Raw genomic sequence first — 15,795 nt, 5'->3', positions numbered from 1 at the left:
GCGCTGGCGCTCACTTGGTCGCCTCGAGGACGACCACCTTGATCTCCCGCTCGGTCCACGACTGGTACTTGTCGAAGTCGGCGTAGAGCTCGACCAGCCGCGGCCACAGCGCGGCGCGCTCCTCGGGGCCGGCCACGCGGGCACGCACCCGGCGTACGCCCTCGCCCTTGAGCTCGACCGTGGCGTCCGGGTTGGCCACCAGGTTGTGCAGCCACTGCGGGTCCTTGGGCAGCCCGCCCTGCGAGCCGACGATCACGAGGTTCGGGCCGTCCTCCATGTAGAGCAGGGGCGTGGTGAACGGGCGGCCCGACTTCCGGCCGACGTGGTTGAGCAGCAGCGTCGGCACCGGCTTGCGGAAGCCCGCGCCGATCCGCCACTTCGAGCCGATCCGGCCGTTGGTCGCGCGGAAGACCGCGACCTGGCCCTTGGCCATGTACTTGATGGCCTTGGCGGTGACGGGGGAGTCGAGCCCGGACGGCCGTTCGGTGGGGAGACCCATGATTGACAAACTAGAACACGTTCCAGGACGCTGGGAACCTGCCGTGACCCCGATCACAGGGACGCTCGGGCGGTCAGGTACCCCCAGGAGGAGACGTTGACGCAAGCCACCCCACCGGCCGACTTCACGATGCAGAGATCCGGCCGGGACGTGGCCTCGCTGACCGGACGGCTCGAGGAGTGGCTCGCCGCCCGGCTGCCCGACGGAGCCGCGCCGAAGGTGACGATCCACGCCGGCATCGAGGCCAACGGCATGTCGTCCGAGACGGTCGTGCTCGACGTCGCCTGGACCGAGGACGGCCGACAGCAGGTCGGTGAGTACGTCGCCCGGGTCGCCCCGCGGGAGGAGGACATCCCGGTCTTCCCGCACTACGCGCTGGATGCGCAGTACGACGTGATGCGGCTCGTCGGCGAGCTGACCGAGGTCCCCGTGCCCGGCGTGCGCTGGCTCGAGCCGACCGGCGAGGTGATCGGCTCGCCGTTCTTCCTCATGGATCGGGTCGACGGGATCGTGCCGCCCGACGTGATGCCCTACACGTTCGGCGACAACTGGCTCTTCGACGCAGCCCCCGAGGACCGCGCGCGCCTGCAGGACAGCACGGTCGGCGTCCTCGCCGAGCTGCACAGCATCCCGGACGCCGCGACCACCTTCTCGTTCCTCGACCCCGGCTATCCGGGTGAGACGGTGCTGGCGCGCAACCTGGCGGCCGTGCGCGGGTGGTACGAGTGGGCGGCCGGCGACGTCGGTCGCTCGCCCCTGGTCGACCGGGCGCTCGCGTGGCTGGAGTCCAACGTCCCCGCCACCGACGACGCCGTGCTGAGCTGGGGCGACTCGCGGATCGGCAACGTCATGTACCGCGACTTCGAGCCGGTCGCCGTCCTCGACTGGGAGATGGCCTCGCTCGGACCGCGCGAGCTCGACGTCTCCTGGATCGTCTTCGCGCACCAGGTGTTCCAGACGATCACCGAGATGATGGGCCTGCCGGGCATGCCCGACTACCTCACCGAGGCCGACGTGCGCGCGACGTACGAACGGCTGAGCGGGGCCACGCTCGGCGACCTGTCCTGGTACCACGTCTACAACGGCGTCATCTGGTGCATCGTCTTCATGCGCACCGGCGCCCGCCAGGTGCACTTCGGCGAGATCGAGCGCCCCGACGACGTCGAGTCGCTGTTCCACTGCAAGCCGCTGGTCGAGCGCATCCTCGACGAGGTCGGCGCATGAGTCACGGCCTGCACGGGGAGTACGTCGGGCTCGGGCCCCTCGACGAGTACCCGATCCACCAGCTGCCCCGGCCGGTGGCCTGGGCCGGCAGCAGCGACCGGCACTTCTACGACCGGTCCTACCTCAACTGCCACGACCGAAGCGGCGACATCTTCCTGATCACCGGGATGGGCTTCTACCCCAACCTCGGCACGAAAGACGCGTTCGTGCTCGTCCGGCGCGGCGACACCCAGACCGCGGTCCACCTGTCCGACGCGGCCGACGTGCGCGGTGGCGACCGGATGGAGCACCGCGTGGGCGGCTACCGGATCGAGGTCGTCGAGCCGCTCCAGCAGCTCCGGGTCGTCCTGGACGAGACCGAGGGGGTGGCGATCGACCTCACGTGGCGGGGGCTCTTCCCCGCCATCCAGGAGCTGCCGCACGTGATGCGCCAGGGCTCCGGCACCGTGCTCGACGCGCAGCGGTTCGCCCAGGTCGGCAGCTGGGAGGGCGTGATCGCGATCGACGGCGAGGAGATCGCGGTGACGCCCGACGTGTGGACCGGCTCCCGCGACCGCTCGTGGGGCATCCGCCCGCAGGGCGAGGCGATGCCCGCGGGCAAGCCCGCCGACCCACCGTTCGAGGGCATGTGGTGGCTCTACGTGCCGATCGCGTTCGACGAGTTCTGCATCTGCCTGATCATCCAGGAGGCGCCCGACGGCTACCGGGTGCTCAACGACTGCACCCGGGTCTGGAAAGACGGCAGGGTCGAGCAGCTCGGTTGGCCGCGCGTCGAGATCCGCTACGGCTCCGGCACCCGGGTGCCGACCGGCGCGACGATCCACTGCACGACGCCCGACGGCAAGGACCTCTCGTTCGAGGTCCGCTCCCACCTGCCGGTGCCGATCCACGTCGGCGGCGGCTACGGCGGCGACCCCGACTGGGCGCACGGCACCTGGAAGGGCGAGGGCTTCTCCGAGCGCTTCACCTACGACATGAAAGACCCCGCCGTCGCCGGCCGGGTGATGTTCGGGGTGATCGACCACGTCGGCTCGGCCACGGTGCACGGGCCGGGTGCCGGCGTACCGGACGGCTCGGAGGGCTGGGGGCTGTTCGAGCACGGTGCCCTCGGCCGGCACGACCCCTCCGGTTTCAAGGACTGGTTCGACCTCGCTCCCTAGGAAGGACACGCAATGACGCTCGACAGAGACGCGCTCTTCATCGACGGAGAGTGGGCGAAGCCCGCCACCGACCAGCAGCTGGAGGTGGTGTCGCCGCACACCGAGCAGGTGGTGGCCCGGGTCCCCGAGGGCACGACGGCCGACATCGACGCGGCGGTCGCCGCGGCGCGGCGCGCGTTCGACGAGGGCCCGTGGCCGCGGATGTCGCCGCAGGAGCGGATCGACGTCGTCCAGGCGTTCTCCGGGCTGTACGCCGCGAAGCTGGGCGAGATGGCCGAGATCATCTCGACCGAGATGGGCTCGCCGATCTCCTTCAGCAACCTCGCGCAGTCGCCGGCGCCGTGGATGCAGATCGAGGCGTTCCTGACCATCGCGCGGGAGTTCCCCTGGGAGTCCACGCGCCCCGGCGCGCTCGGGGCCGACGTGATGGTGCGGCACGAGCCGGTGGGCGTGGTCGCGGCGATCCCGCCGTGGAACGTCCCGCAGTTCACGATCATGTCCAAGGTCGTCCCCGCCCTGCTCGCGGGCTGCACGGTCGTGGTGAAGCCGGCGCCGGAGACGCCGCTCGACGGCTACCTGATGGCCGAGCTCCTCCAGGAGGCCGGCGTGCCCCCCGGCGTCGTCAACATCGTCGCCGCCGGTCGCGAGGCGGGGGAGCACCTCGTCTCCCACCCGGGGGTCGACAAGGTGGCGTTCACCGGGTCGACCGCGGCCGGCCGCCGGATCGGTGCGATCTGTGGCGAGCAGCTCAAGCGATGCTCCCTCGAGCTCGGCGGCAAGTCGGCCGCGATCGTCCTCGACGACGCCGACCTGACCACGACGCTCGAGGGCCTGAAGTTCGTCGGCGTCATGAACTCCGGCCAGGCGTGCGTCGCCCAGACCCGGGTGCTCGTGAGTCGCGACCGGCACGACGAGTTCGCGGCGCAGCTCGCGTCGGCGATCGGTGGCATGAAGGTCGGCGACCCGCTCGACCCAGCTACCGAGATCGGCCCGATGGTCGCGCAGCGCCAGCAGGAGCGGGTGGAGAAGTACATCGCGCTCGGCCAGGAGGAGGGCGCCGAGCTGCTCACCGGAGGGCTCGGCATGCCCGAGGGCCTCACCAGCGGGTGGTACGTCCGGCCCACGGTCTTCGCCGGCGTCGACAACCGGATGCGGATCGCCCAGGAGGAGATCTTCGGCCCGGTCCTCTCGGTGATCCCGTACGACGACGTGGACGATGCCGTGCGGATCGCCAACGACTCCGACTACGGCCTGGCGGGCACCGTCTGGACCGCCGACCAGGAGGCGGGGCTCGACGTCGCTCGCCGGGTCCGCACCGGCACCTACGGCGTGAACACCTACACGATGGACTTCGCGGCTCCGTTCGGCGGCTTCAAGGCGTCGGGGGTGGGTCGCGAGTTCGGGCCGGAGGGTCTCGCGCAGTACACCGAGCTGAAGTCGGTCTACCTGTCGGCGCCGCCGATGTAGCGCGGGGAGGGCTGGCGCGGCTGCAACCGCGCTGCAAGGCTGGCCGGACAGGCTCGGGCTGATCCGACGAGCAGGCCAGGAGGCCAGCATGAGCCAGCCGACCGCGGTCGACCGCTTCCTCGCAGCGGTCCGTGACGCGACCATCGACAGCTGCGACGCCTGGGCGCCGGACGCCACGCTCGACGCGACCGTGCCCGAGTGGCGCTTCCACAAGCGGGGAGCCGACGAGATCCGCGCGACCTACCGCGGCTGGTTCGCCGACCCCGGCCGGCTCGAACAGCTGCGCCGGCACCCGATCGAGGGCGGCGAGGTCGTCGAGTACCTGCTGACCTGGACCGAGGCCGGCGTCCCTCACGCCGGGCACCACGTGCACCTGCTCGACGTGGTCGACGACCGCATCGTGCGCGACGTCGTCATGTGCGGCGGTCGCTGGCCCGCGTCCCTCCTCGCGGAGATGGAGGCGGCCGATGCCTGACGTGCGACCCGTGCTCACCTCGGTCGACGAGCTGCTCGCGGGCGCCGAGGACCGAGTCACCCTCGACGGCCCCGGCAAGTCCGGGGCGATCCTCGAGCGAGTCACGATCGGCGGCGCGCCGTACGTGGTGAAGCACCTCGACCGCGACGCCGACTGGAGCCTGCGCATCGAGGGCGCGGCCGACGTGCCGGGCGGGCCCCCGGTCGAGCTGTGGCGCCGCGGGGTCCTCGACGCGCTGCCGGACTGCTTCAACCAGCCGATCGTCGCCGTCGCCCACGACCACGACCGTCCGCAGCGGTCGGCGCTCCTCATGCACGACGTCGGCAGGTGGCTGGTCCCGGCCGACGACACGGTGGTGCCGCTCGACCAGCACGAGCGCTTCCTGGACCACATGGCGGCCCTGCACGCGAGGTTCTGGGACGCCGGCCCCGACCTCGCGGTGGTCCCGCCCGCCGACCGCTACCTCGAGCTCTCCCCGCGGATGGCGGCCGCCGAGGCCGCGCTCGGCTCGGACCACCTGGTGCCCCGGCTGGTCGCGCAGGGGTGGCCGCTGCTGGAGCGGGTCGCGCCCCGCGCGGCCGCGGTCGTCGTACCACTCGTCCACGAGCCGGGTCCCCTCGTCGACGCGCTCGCGACGACGCCGCAGACGTTCGTCCACGGCAACTGGAAGCTCGACAACCTGGGCACCGACGACGGGGAGCGCACGGTGCTGCTGGACTGGGAGCTGCCCGGCATCGGCGCGCCGGTGAGCGACCTCGCCTGGTACCTCGCGATCAACTGCCGGCGGCTGCCGACCCCCAAGGAGGAGGCGATCGCTGCCTACCGAGCGGCGCTCGAGCGGCACGGTGTCGCGACCGAGCCGTGGTGGGACCGCCAGCTCGCACTGTGCCTGCTCGGCGCGCTGGTGCAGTTCGGCTGGGAGAAGGCGCTCGGCGGGTACGACGACGAGCTGGCGTGGTGGGAGGAGCGAGTGGTGGCGGCGGCCCCGTTGCTGGGCCACGATGGCGTGCGTGGGTGAGATCGGCACGTCGTACGACGCCGCGGCCGCCGCGTGGCGGGCGGGCCCGGAGCGGATGTATGCGCGGATGGCGGAGGCGATGGCCGAGCACGCCCCCGTCGACGTCGCGGCCGCGCGCGTGCTGGACGCCGGCGCCGGCACCGGCGTGGCCGGAGACGCGATGCGCCGGCGTGGCGCGGGCAGCGTGGTCGCGGTCGACCTCGCCTCCGCCATGCTGCCGCGGGCGCCGGCGCTCTCCACGGTCGGCGACCTCACCCGGCTCCCGTTCCGCGACGGCGCGTTCGACCTGGCCGTCGCGGCGTTCTCGCTCAACCACTTCACCGACCCGGTGCCGCCGATGATCGAGCTGCGCCGGGTGGCCGGCGCGCTCGTCGCGTCGAGCTACGCGCCCGAGTGGGCCCATCCGGCGAAGGACGCCGTCGACGAGGTGCTCGCGCGGCACGGCTTCGAGACGCCGGAGTGGTACGCCGTCGCGCGTGCCGATGCCAACCCGGGGCCGGGCGACCTCGCCGGCTGCGCGGAGCGCGCCGGCTTCACCGAGGTGTGGAGCGACGTCGTCGACGTCGACACCGGGATGCGGAGCGCTGTCGACCTCGTGGCCTGGCGGCTGGGCATGGCCCACACCGCGCCGTTCGTGGCGGCGCTCGCGCCCGACGAGAGGCTCCGCGTGCGCGACGAGGCCGAGGCGGTCGTCGACGGGATGCCGCCGCTGGTCGTCGCGATGGTGGTCCTCACCGCGCTGAGATGACCAAGCTCAAGGGTTCGCACGCTGCGCGGCGCTCAGCACGCGCGCTCGCGGCGTTGCCGTCGCTCGACAGGCACCCAGCCTGGCAGCGCTCCGGCGCCTTGCGATCGCACGCGCTGAGCACCGCTCGCCTGCGCGACCCCTCGAGCTTGGTCATCTGAGGACCGCCCGCCACCCGGTCAGCTGCCGGTCGGCCTCGTGCCGCAGCGCCTCGGCGTGCGGCCCGCTGCGCCGCGCGAGGCCGTCGGCGAGCTCCTCGGCCCGTCCGAGGCACCGGTCCATCCCGAGCGCGGCGCCCGTCGCGCCCGCCCACCACCAGGACTCGACACCGACGGCCTGCTCGACCGCCGCGAGGGCGCGCCACGCGTCCTCGGGGTCGACCCGCTCGCCGCTGGCGGCCGCCGACCAGAGGTGCACCAGCCGGCCGCAGGACGCGTAGCGCCGTACGCCCGCCTGTCGCGCCGTCCCGGCCAGCTCGTCGGCCACGCGCAGGGCGCCCTCGGGGTCGCCGACGGCGAGCCGCACCCGCGCGTCGAGCAGCTGGAGCTTCATCCGCAGCCGCCACCCGAACACCAGGTCGCCCGCGATCAGCGGCCGGACCGAGTCGAGCAGCACGGCGGCCGCGTCCGGATCGTCCTCGCGGAGCTGCGCGTCGGCGAGGTCCTCGCACGCCGCGACGCGCAGCTCGAGGATCGCCTCGCCGCCCATCTCCGCCGCCTGCTGGTGCGCCTCGCGGCCCGCGCCGGTCGCCCCGACGTTGCGCAGCACCCAGCCACCGAAGTTGAGCCCGCGCCCCGCGAACCGGGGCACGTCCCGTCGCTCCACCTCGCTCGTGTACCGCTCGAAGCAGGTGAGGGCGTCGGCCGGCCGGCCCGCCACGGCCAGGGCGTGGCCGGTGAAGAGCTGGGCGTGCAGGGTCACCGACGTGTGGTCGACGCCGAGCCCGGGACGCGTTGCCGGGCGCAGCAGGCGCAGCGCCTCGTCGACATCGCCCCGGTGGGCGTTGATGACGCCGAGCCACGCGGCGGCGGCGACCCGGTCCTCCCCGCGCAGGGACGTGAGCGCCTCCTCGATCCGGGTGGCGGCCGCCGCGAGATCACCGCGCGCGTGGAGGATCCGTCCGGACGCGACCAGGCAGCGCACCCGGGTCGGGTCGTCGGGGTCCGCTGCGAGCATCCCGTCCTCGGCATAGCGGAGGGCGTCGTCGAAGCGCCGGTCGAAGTACGCCGCCCATGCGGCCGTCTCCCACCGCTCCGCGCCCGCCGTCGCGGCCGCGAGCGCGTCGTCCTCGGCCTCGGCGTAGCGGCGGCGCCGGGTACGCACCCGTGCCCGCGCCACCCGGGTGCGGTCGTCGGCCTGGAGGGACAGGGACTGGTCGAGCAGGTCCTCGGCGGTGGCGTGGTCGAACCGCTCGGCGGCGCGGGCGGCCGCGCGCCGGAGGGCGGCAGCGGCGAGCGCCGGGTCGTCGCCCCGGCGCGCGTGGTCGGCGACCACGACCGGGTCCGCGTCAGGCCGCTGCGCGAGCGCCTGTCCGGCCGCGCGGTGGAGGAGCGCGGCACGGCCGGCTGTCGTGCCCGAGACCAGGGCCTCCCGCACCAGCTCGTGGCGGAAGCGGTGGTGACCCGCGTCCTCCACCAGGAGTCCCTGCCGCACTGCCTCCTCGACGTCCGCCAGCACCTCGAGGGCGCGCCGGCCGAGCACGACGGCGAGCAGCTCGACGTCCAGGTGGCCGCCCAGCACCGCGGCCGCGCGCACCAGCTCGCCGGCCGCACCCAGCTGGTCACAGCGGTCGGTGACGGCCGCTACCAGCGACCGGGGCAGGGCGTCGCCCGGAGCCGCGGCGAGCTCGGCGAGGAAGAGCGGGTGGCCGCCGGACCGTCGGAACAGGTCCGCCGCGCGGTCGGTGCCCACGACCTCGGCGACCTGCGCGAGGTCGAGCGGGCCGAGGGCGACCTCGTCCGTTACCGGCAGCGAGGGGCCCTCGTGGGGGCGCGCGCCGAGGACGACGAGCAGGGGGAGTGGCCGGCGGAGCACGAACGCCAGCCAGTCGGCGAGCGGCTGGCCCGCGAGGTGGGCGTCGTCGACGACGAGCACCACGCGGTCACCGGCTCCGATCCGCGCCAGCACGTTGGCGACGGCGGCGTACAGCAGGCTCGGCCCCAGCGACGGGTCGGTCGCCCGCGGCTGCGGGCCGTCGTCGGCGGTCAGGCCGAGCAGCGGCGCCAGCAGCTCGCGGTCGTCGCCGAGCACCGCGTCGGCCTCCGGCCGGCCGCGCAGGTGGTCGCCGATGGTCGAGAGCACCACGTCGAGGGGCGCCGCCCGGTCGAGCGCGCCGCACGTCCCGACGAGCACGCGGTCGCCGAGCGCGCGGCGGGCGGCCGCCCACGCGGTCAGCAGCGTCGTCTTCCCGATGCCGGCCTCCCCGTTGACCAGCGCCGCCCTCGGCACCGACTCGGCGGCGACGCGCAGCGCGAGCGCGTCGAGGTGGGCCGCCTGGCTGGTGCGGCCGACGAGCGAGGGACCCAGCGCCGCGGCCGGCGCCGCAGGCGCGTCGCCGCGCAGGATCGACGTGTGCAGCTCCTCCGTCTCCGGAGCCGGGTCCGTGCCGAGCTCCTCGGCCAGCACCTCGCGCAGGGCGGCGTACGTCGCGAGCGCGCGAGCCGGGCGGCCGGCGGCGACATGGGCCCGCATCACGGTGCGGACGGCGTGCTCGTCGTACGGGTCGGCCCCGCTGTCCGCGGCGGCGATCTCCAGGGCGTCCTGCCACTGCCCGGCTCCCAGCAGGGCCGTCGCGGCGACGCGACGGGCGCGGACGACCAGCCGCTCGGCCGCGGCCCGCTCGGCCGAAACCCAGGTCGACCCGGGGGACACGTCCGGAAGGGCGCCGCGCAGCAGCGCGAGACCGATCCGCGCGGCGGCGACGGCGCCGCCCGCCTCGCCCGCGGCCTCCCGGCGCTCCGCCTCCGCGACCACCGCCTGGAGCTCTACCAGGTCGAGCCAGTCCGCGTGCAGCCGGTAGCCCCCGTCGGAGTGCTCCACCCGGTCGCGGCCCAGCACCCGCCGGAGCCGGCTGGCGAGCACCGCGAGCTGGTCGCCCGGGCGGGCCGGAGGCCGGTCGCCCCACAGGGCGTCGGCGAGCGTCGCGCCCGGCACGGGCCGGCCGCGGGCGAGGGCGAGCAGCTGGAGGAGGGTCCGCGCCTTCCGGTCCAGCTGGCTGAGGTCGATCCCGTCGACGGTGAGTTCCCCGAGCACACGCACGGAGAGCGTGCCCACCCGTCGCATCCTACGCGCCGGCCGCGCTGCAACCCGGCTGCAAGGCGGCCCGCGCACGGTGGTCGGACAGCGGCGCACCCGGCGCCGTACCGACCGAGGAGACAGCCATGACGCAGACGCCGCCGATGACCCAGGCCACCGAGCACAAGAGCTTCGCCACACCCGAGGAGACCCGCTCGTTCGAGCGCGGCAAGGTCGAGCTGGTGACCGTCGGCGGCGCCGAGATCGGCCGGCTCACGCTCCAGCCGGGCTGGCGCTGGTCCGACCACGTCAAGCCGATCGCGGGCACCGACCTGTGCGAGGCGCCCCACTTCCAGTACCACGTGAGCGGCCGTCTCGGCGTACGGATGGCCGACGGCACCGAGCTCGAGCTCGGCCCCGGCGACGTGTCGTCGCTGCCCGAGGGCCACGACGGCTGGGTGATCGGCGACGAGCCCGTGGTGATCGTCGACTGGTACGGCGCCTCCAACTACGCCAAGCGGTGACCGGCGGAGGCTGGGTTGACATATCAACGTGATTTGTCCAACCCAGCCTCGCTACCGGCCGGTAATCGGGAGTAACCTGCTCGTCATGAGCGCTTCAGTTCCCGGTCCGGGTGGTTCCCTCGTCGGCGGTCCCAGCGACCCCGAGCACGACCCCCGCGCGTCGTACGCCCTCGAGCCGGCCTACGTGGCCCGGCTCACCGACCGGGTGCTGGCGACGTCCGGCACCACGGTGCCGCTCAGCTCGCCGCTCGACGGAGCGCCGCTGGCCAACATCCCGCAGTCGAGCGCCGCCGACGTCGACGAGGCCTACCGCCGCGCCCGCGCCGCGCAGAAGCAGTGGGCGCGCACCTCGCTGGAGGAGCGCTCGGCGATCCTGCTCCGCCTCCACGACATCGTGCTCGACCGCCAGGACGAGATCATGGACCTGATCCAGCTCGAGTCCGGCAAGGCGCGCAAGCACGCCTTCGACGAGCCGCTCCACATCGCGCTCACGGCCCGCTACTACGCCCGCACGGCGCACCGCCACCTCGACACCGAGCGGAAGTCGGGTGTGATCCCGGTGCTCACCCGGGTCGAGCAGAACCGCATCCCCAAGGGCGTCGTCGGCATCATCTCGCCCTGGAACTACCCGTTCACCATGGCGCTGTGCGACGGCCTCCCGGCCCTGCTCGCCGGCAACGCCGTGGTGACGAAGCCCGACGCGCAGACGATGCTCTCCGCCCTGCTCGGCGCCGAGCTGCTCGAGGAGGCCGGCTTCCCGCGCGACCTGTGGGTCGTCGTCGCCGGCCCCGGCCGTGAGCTCGGGACGCCGATGATCGAGCGCTCCGACTACATCTGCTTCACCGGCTCCACCGCGACCGGCAAGATCATCGCCAAGCAGTGCGCGGAGCGCCTCATCGGCTGCTCCCTGGAGCTCGGCGGCAAGAACCCGATCCTGGTTCTCCGCGACGCCGACATCGAGCGGGCGGCCGAGGGCGCGGTGCGCGCGACGTTCTCCAATGCCGGCCAGCTCTGCGTCTCGACCGAGCGGATGTTCGTCGCCGACCAGATCTACGACCGGTTCGTCGAGCGCTTCGTCGCCCGCACCAAGGCGATGACGCTCGGCACCGCCATGGAGTGGGACGTCGACATGGGCTCGCTCATCTCCCAGGACCAGCTCGACACGGTCACCGCCCACGTCGAGGACGCCGTCGCCAAGGGCGCGACGGTGCTCGCCGGTGGCCGGGCGCGTCCGGATCTCGGTCCCTACTTCTACGAGCCGACGATCCTCGAGGGCGTCACGCCCGAGATGACCTGCTTCGGCAACGAGACGTTCGGCCCGGTCATCTCGATCTACCGCTTCCACGACGAGTCCGACGCGATCGAGCGCGCCAACGAGGGCGAGTACGGCCTCAACGCGGCGATCTACACCCGCGACGGTGCGCGCGGACGCGCGATCGCCCGCCAGATCAAGTGCGGCACGGTCAACGTCAACGAGGCGTTCGGTGCGACATTCGCGAGCATCGACTCCCCGATGGGCGGCATGCGCGAGTCCGGCATGGGCCGCCGCCAGGGCAGCGAGGGCATCCACCGCTACACCGAGTCGCAGGCCGTCGCCACCCAGCGGCTGCTGCGGTTCGCCCCGCAGTACGGCCTGAGCGACCGCGGCTACGCGAAGGTGATGACCGCCAGCCTGCGGGTGCTCAACAAGCTGGGCCGCGCATGAGCGAGGGGGCTTTCGATTACGACGTCCTCGTCATCGGATCCGGATTCGGTGGCTCGGTCTCCGCGCTGCGGCTGACCGAGAAGGGCTACAAGGTCGGCGTCCTCGAGGCCGGCGCCCGGTTCACCGATGCCGACTTCCCGAAGCACGGCGCCGACGCGAAGAAGTTCCTGTTCCAGCCCGCCCTCGGCCTCTACGGGATCCAGCGCATCGACGTGGTCAACGACTGCTTCATCCTGGCCGGTGCCGGCGTGGGTGGCGGCTCGCTCGTCTACGCCAACACGCTGTACGAGCCGCTCGAGCCGTTCTACAAGGACCCGTCCTGGGCGCACATCACCGACTGGAAGTCCGAGCTGGCGCCGTACTACGACCAGGCCAAGCGGATGCTCGGCGTCACCGAGTACGCCCAGATGACGCCCGCCGACGAGGTCATCAAGAAGGTTGCCGACGAGATGGGTGTCGGCGAGACGTTCCACCCGACGCCGGTCGGCGTCTTCTTCGGCGGCCCCGACCAGCCCCCGGGCACCGAGGTCGACGACCCGTTCTTCGGCGGCGCCGGGCCCCGCCGCAACACCTGCCTCAACTGCGGCGAGTGCATGACCGGCTGCCGCCACAACGCCAAGAACACACTGGTCAAGAACTACCTCTACCTCGCCGAGCAGAACGGCGCCGTGGTCCATCCGCTGACGACGGTCACCGACGTGCGCCCGCTGCCCGACGGCGGCTACGAGGTCACCGCACGGTGGACCAAGGCCAAGGCGAGCCGTCGGACGGCGGTCAAGACCTTCCGCACCGAGCAGGTCGTCTTCGCGGCCGCCTCCCTCGGCACCCAGCGCCTGCTCCACCGGCTCAAGGCCGAGGGCTCGCTGCCCGATCTGTCCGACCGCCTGGGCTACCTGACGCGCACCAACTCCGAGGCGATCCTCTGGGCGACGGCGGCCGACGACTCGGTCGACTGGACCGAGGGCGTCGCCATCACCTCCTCGTTCCACCCTGACGAGCACACCCACATCGAGCCGGTGCGGTACGGCAAGGGCGCGAGCGTGATGCCCCTGATGGCGACCGTCCTCGTCGACGAGCTGGAGAACGAGCCACGCGCGCTGACCTGGGTCAAGGAGGTCTGGAAGGGGCGGCGCAGCCTCAAGAGCCTCTACAGCCTCAACAGCTGGTCGCGGCGCACGGTCGTCGCGCTGGTGATGCAGACGCTCGACAACTCGATCACGACGGTGTGGCGCCAGCGGGGGCCGATCAGCTACATGTCCTCGCAGCAGGGCCACGGCGCGCCCAACCCGACGTACATTCCCGTCGCCTATGACGCCGTGCGGCGGATGGCGCGGTTCATGAAGACCACGTCCGTGTTCGGAAGCGTCGGCGAGCCCCTCGGTCGCCCGCTGACGGCCCACTTCATCGGCGGCGCGACGATCGGCGACAGTCCCGACACGGGCGTGATCGACCCCTACCAGCGGGTCTACAACTACCCGGGACTGCACGTCGCGGACGGATCGGCGATCTCGGCCAACCTGGGCGTCAACCCGTCGCTGACCATCACCGCGCAGGCGGAGCGCGCGATGTCGTTCTGGCCCAACAAGGGCGAGGTCGACACCCGTCCCGACCTCGGTGCTGCCTACCGCCGCCTCGAGCCGGTGGCGCCGAAGGCGCCCGTCGTACCCGATGACGCGCCAGCCGCGCTCCGGCTCCCGATCGTCGGCGTCTCCTGATTCACCCCGGCGCGGTTGGGACGCAAGTGACGCACGGCACTGGATTTGCAAAGAACTGGTTCCAGAACGGCGTAACCCGCCCCTCGCGGCCTCGTTGATCGACACGAGCCCGGAGATTCACGCTCCCTCCCGAAGTCCGGGCTCGGTCCAGGCACTGTCCAGCAGCTGCATGGACAGCCAGGGTCCGACCACCCTCCCTCCCCGGTCGGGCCCTGGTGCAGTTTTGGGGCATTTCCCGGTTCCCGGCTGTGGTCGGACCACCCCGCGCACCCCGATACGATCAGTCCATGACGGCCGCTCCTGAGCACGACCTGGTCCTCGTCGTCGACTTCGGGGCCCAGTACGCCCAACTCATCGCCCGACGGGTGCGCGAAGCGCGGGTCTACTCCGAGATCGTGCCGCACACGATGCCCGTCGAGGAGATGCTCGCCCGCGGCCCCAAGGCGATCATCCTGTCCGGTGGGCCGTCGTCGGTCTACGCCGACGACGCTCCGGGCATCGACGACGCGATCTTCGACGCCGGCACCCCGGTCTTCGGCATGTGCTACGGCTTCCAGCTGATGGCGCAGGGGCTCGGCGGCACGGTCGCCGCGACGGGGTCCCGTGAGTACGGCCGCACGCCGGTGAGCGTCGGCGAGGCGGGCACCCTGCTCGCCGACATCCCCGCGCAGCACTCGGTCTGGATGTCCCACGGGGACTCGGTCACCGAGGCACCCGACGGGTTCGCGGTGCTCGCGTCGACCGAGGGCACGCCGGTGGCGGCGTTCGAGTCGACCGCGCGTCGGATGGCGGGCGTCCAGTGGCACCCGGAGGTGCTGCACTCCGAGCACGGGCAGCGGGTCCTCGAGCACTTCCTGCTCGACATCGCCGGCTGCCGGCCGACCTGGACCATGGTCAACATCGTCGAGGAGCAAATCGAGAGGATCCGCGCCCAGATCGGTGACCGCGGCAAGGCGATCTGTGGGCTCTCCGGCGGCGTCGACTCCGCCGTCGCGGCGGCGATCGTGCAGCGCGCGATCGGCGACCGGCTGACCTGCGTGTACGTCGATCACGGGCTGATGCGCAAGGGCGAGACCGAGCAGGTGGAGCGCGACTTCGTCGCCGCGACCGGCGCCAACCTGGTCGTCGTCGACGCTGAGAAGCGCTTCCTCGACGCGCTCTCCGGGATCACCGACCCCGAGGAAAAGCGCAAGACGATCGGACGCGAGTTCATCCGCGTCTTCGAGCAGGCGGAGGCCGACGTCCTGGGCGACGCGGTGACCGGCGAGGACGCCGACAAGGTCGCGTTCCTGGTCCAGGGCACGCTCTATCCCGACGTCGTCGAGTCGGGCGGGGGAGCGGGCACCTCCAACATCAAGTCCCACCACAACGTCGGCGGCCTGCCCGACGACCTGGAGTTCGAGCTCGTCGAGCCGCTGCGCACCCTCTTCAAGGACGAGGTGCGCATGGTCGGCGAGCAGCTGGGCCTCCCGGCCGACATCGTCTGGCGCCAGCCGTTCCCCGGCCCCGGCCTCGGCATCCGGATCATCGGCGAGGTCACCCGCGAGCGGCTCGACATCCTGCGCGAGGCCGACGCGATCGCCCGCGAGGAGCTCACCCGCGCCGGCCTCGACCGCGACATCTGGCAGATGCCGGTCGTGCTGCTGGCCGACGTGCGCTCGGTCGGCGTCCAGGGCGACGGCCGCACCTACGGCCACCCGGTCGTGCTGCGGCCGGTCACGTCCGAGGACGCGATGACCGCCGACTGGGCCCGCCTGCCCTATGAGGTGATGGAGCGGATCTCCACCCGCATCACCAACGAGGTCGCCGAGGTCAACCGGGTGGCGATCGACATCACGTCGAAGCCGCCGGGCACCATCGAGTGGGAGTAGCCGACGGAGGACGAGAGCCCGGCGGGCGGGGTCGCGAGCATGATCGCGCGCGTTGGCTGGAGCCATGGCCGTCACTGCGCGGCGTCGCCGACCCGTCCCATCTGGTCGAGCCGACGCCGGCGATGCGGACCCTCCGGCGATTGCTCGGCCTCACGGCC

General features: G+C 72.8%; 12 protein-coding genes. 10 read left to right on the top strand and 2 right to left on the bottom strand.

Annotated elements, in window-relative coordinates; translation table 11 throughout:
* Nucleotides 1–10: 10 nt before the first annotated feature.
* A complete protein-coding gene (locus HNR19_RS16765; RefSeq protein ID WP_179668973.1) occupies nucleotides 11–499 on the bottom strand; it encodes a nitroreductase family deazaflavin-dependent oxidoreductase in 489 nt (162 codons plus the stop codon).
* Between the two features lie 96 nt (nucleotides 500–595).
* Here HNR19_RS16765 and HNR19_RS16760 point away from each other — a divergent pair, with 96 nt between their 5' ends.
* The 6 genes from HNR19_RS16760 to HNR19_RS16735 all read left to right on the top strand — a co-directional run bounded on the left by HNR19_RS16760 (nucleotide 596) and on the right by HNR19_RS16735 (nucleotide 6,591).
* Nucleotides 596–1,723 carry a phosphotransferase family protein gene (locus HNR19_RS16760; RefSeq protein WP_218910292.1) on the top strand — a complete coding sequence of 376 codons (1,128 nt, stop codon included), beginning with the start codon at nucleotides 596–598 and terminating at the stop codon, nucleotides 1,721–1,723.
* Complete coding sequence (locus tag HNR19_RS16755) at nucleotides 1,720–2,883, top strand: Rv3169 family protein (RefSeq protein ID WP_179668972.1); 1,164 nt, start codon at nucleotides 1,720–1,722, stop codon at nucleotides 2,881–2,883. The genes HNR19_RS16760 and HNR19_RS16755 overlap by 4 nt, the downstream gene beginning before the upstream one ends.
* 12 nt (nucleotides 2,884–2,895) lie before the next feature.
* Nucleotides 2,896–4,350 carry an aldehyde dehydrogenase gene (locus tag HNR19_RS16750; protein WP_179668971.1) on the top strand — a complete coding sequence of 485 codons (1,455 nt, stop codon included), beginning with the start codon at nucleotides 2,896–2,898 and terminating at the stop codon, nucleotides 4,348–4,350.
* A gap of 88 nt (nucleotides 4,351–4,438) precedes the next feature.
* Nucleotides 4,439–4,825, top strand: coding sequence for a nuclear transport factor 2-like protein (locus tag HNR19_RS16745; RefSeq protein WP_179668970.1), 387 nt, complete (start codon nucleotides 4,439–4,441; stop codon nucleotides 4,823–4,825).
* The gene (locus tag HNR19_RS16740) at nucleotides 4,818–5,843 is read left to right on the top strand and encodes a phosphotransferase (RefSeq protein ID WP_179668969.1); all 1,026 of its coding nucleotides are present in this window, start codon (nucleotides 4,818–4,820) and stop codon (nucleotides 5,841–5,843) included. Before HNR19_RS16745 ends, HNR19_RS16740 begins: the two co-directional genes overlap by 8 nt.
* Complete coding sequence (locus tag HNR19_RS16735; protein ID WP_179668968.1) at nucleotides 5,836–6,591, top strand: methyltransferase domain-containing protein; 756 nt, start codon at nucleotides 5,836–5,838, stop codon at nucleotides 6,589–6,591. The genes HNR19_RS16740 and HNR19_RS16735 overlap by 8 nt, the downstream gene beginning before the upstream one ends.
* 150 nt (nucleotides 6,592–6,741) lie before the next feature.
* Here the strand turns inward: HNR19_RS16735 and HNR19_RS16730 are convergent, their stop codons facing one another.
* Nucleotides 6,742–9,861, bottom strand: coding sequence for a BTAD domain-containing putative transcriptional regulator (locus tag HNR19_RS16730; RefSeq protein ID WP_179668967.1), 3,120 nt, complete (start codon nucleotides 9,859–9,861; stop codon nucleotides 6,742–6,744).
* 107 nt (nucleotides 9,862–9,968) lie between these two features.
* Between HNR19_RS16730 and HNR19_RS16725 the strand changes: the two genes are divergently transcribed.
* From HNR19_RS16725 to guaA, 4 genes are all read left to right on the top strand, one after another.
* Nucleotides 9,969–10,346 (top strand): cupin domain-containing protein, encoded by a 378-nt coding sequence (locus HNR19_RS16725; RefSeq protein WP_218910291.1) that lies wholly within the window; start codon nucleotides 9,969–9,971, stop codon nucleotides 10,344–10,346.
* A gap of 85 nt (nucleotides 10,347–10,431) precedes the next feature.
* On the top strand, nucleotides 10,432–12,051 hold the full coding sequence (locus tag HNR19_RS16720) for a succinic semialdehyde dehydrogenase (protein WP_179668966.1): 1,620 nt from the start codon (nucleotides 10,432–10,434) through the stop codon (nucleotides 12,049–12,051).
* The gene (locus HNR19_RS16715) at nucleotides 12,048–13,766 is read left to right on the top strand and encodes a GMC oxidoreductase (protein ID WP_179668965.1); all 1,719 of its coding nucleotides are present in this window, start codon (nucleotides 12,048–12,050) and stop codon (nucleotides 13,764–13,766) included. Before HNR19_RS16720 ends, HNR19_RS16715 begins: the two co-directional genes overlap by 4 nt.
* 287 nt (nucleotides 13,767–14,053) lie before the next feature.
* Nucleotides 14,054–15,637 carry a glutamine-hydrolyzing GMP synthase gene (guaA, locus tag HNR19_RS16710; protein WP_179668964.1) on the top strand — a complete coding sequence of 528 codons (1,584 nt, stop codon included), beginning with the start codon at nucleotides 14,054–14,056 and terminating at the stop codon, nucleotides 15,635–15,637.
* The last annotated feature ends 158 nt before the right edge of the window (nucleotides 15,638–15,795 follow it).

Origin of the sequence: Nocardioides thalensis (assembly GCF_013410655.1) — a bacterium.
In the GTDB taxonomy this organism is placed as follows: domain Bacteria; phylum Actinomycetota; class Actinomycetes; order Propionibacteriales; family Nocardioidaceae; genus Nocardioides; species Nocardioides thalensis.
Note: the sequence above shows the minus strand (reverse complement) of the source record. Positions and strands in the feature narration are given on the sequence as shown.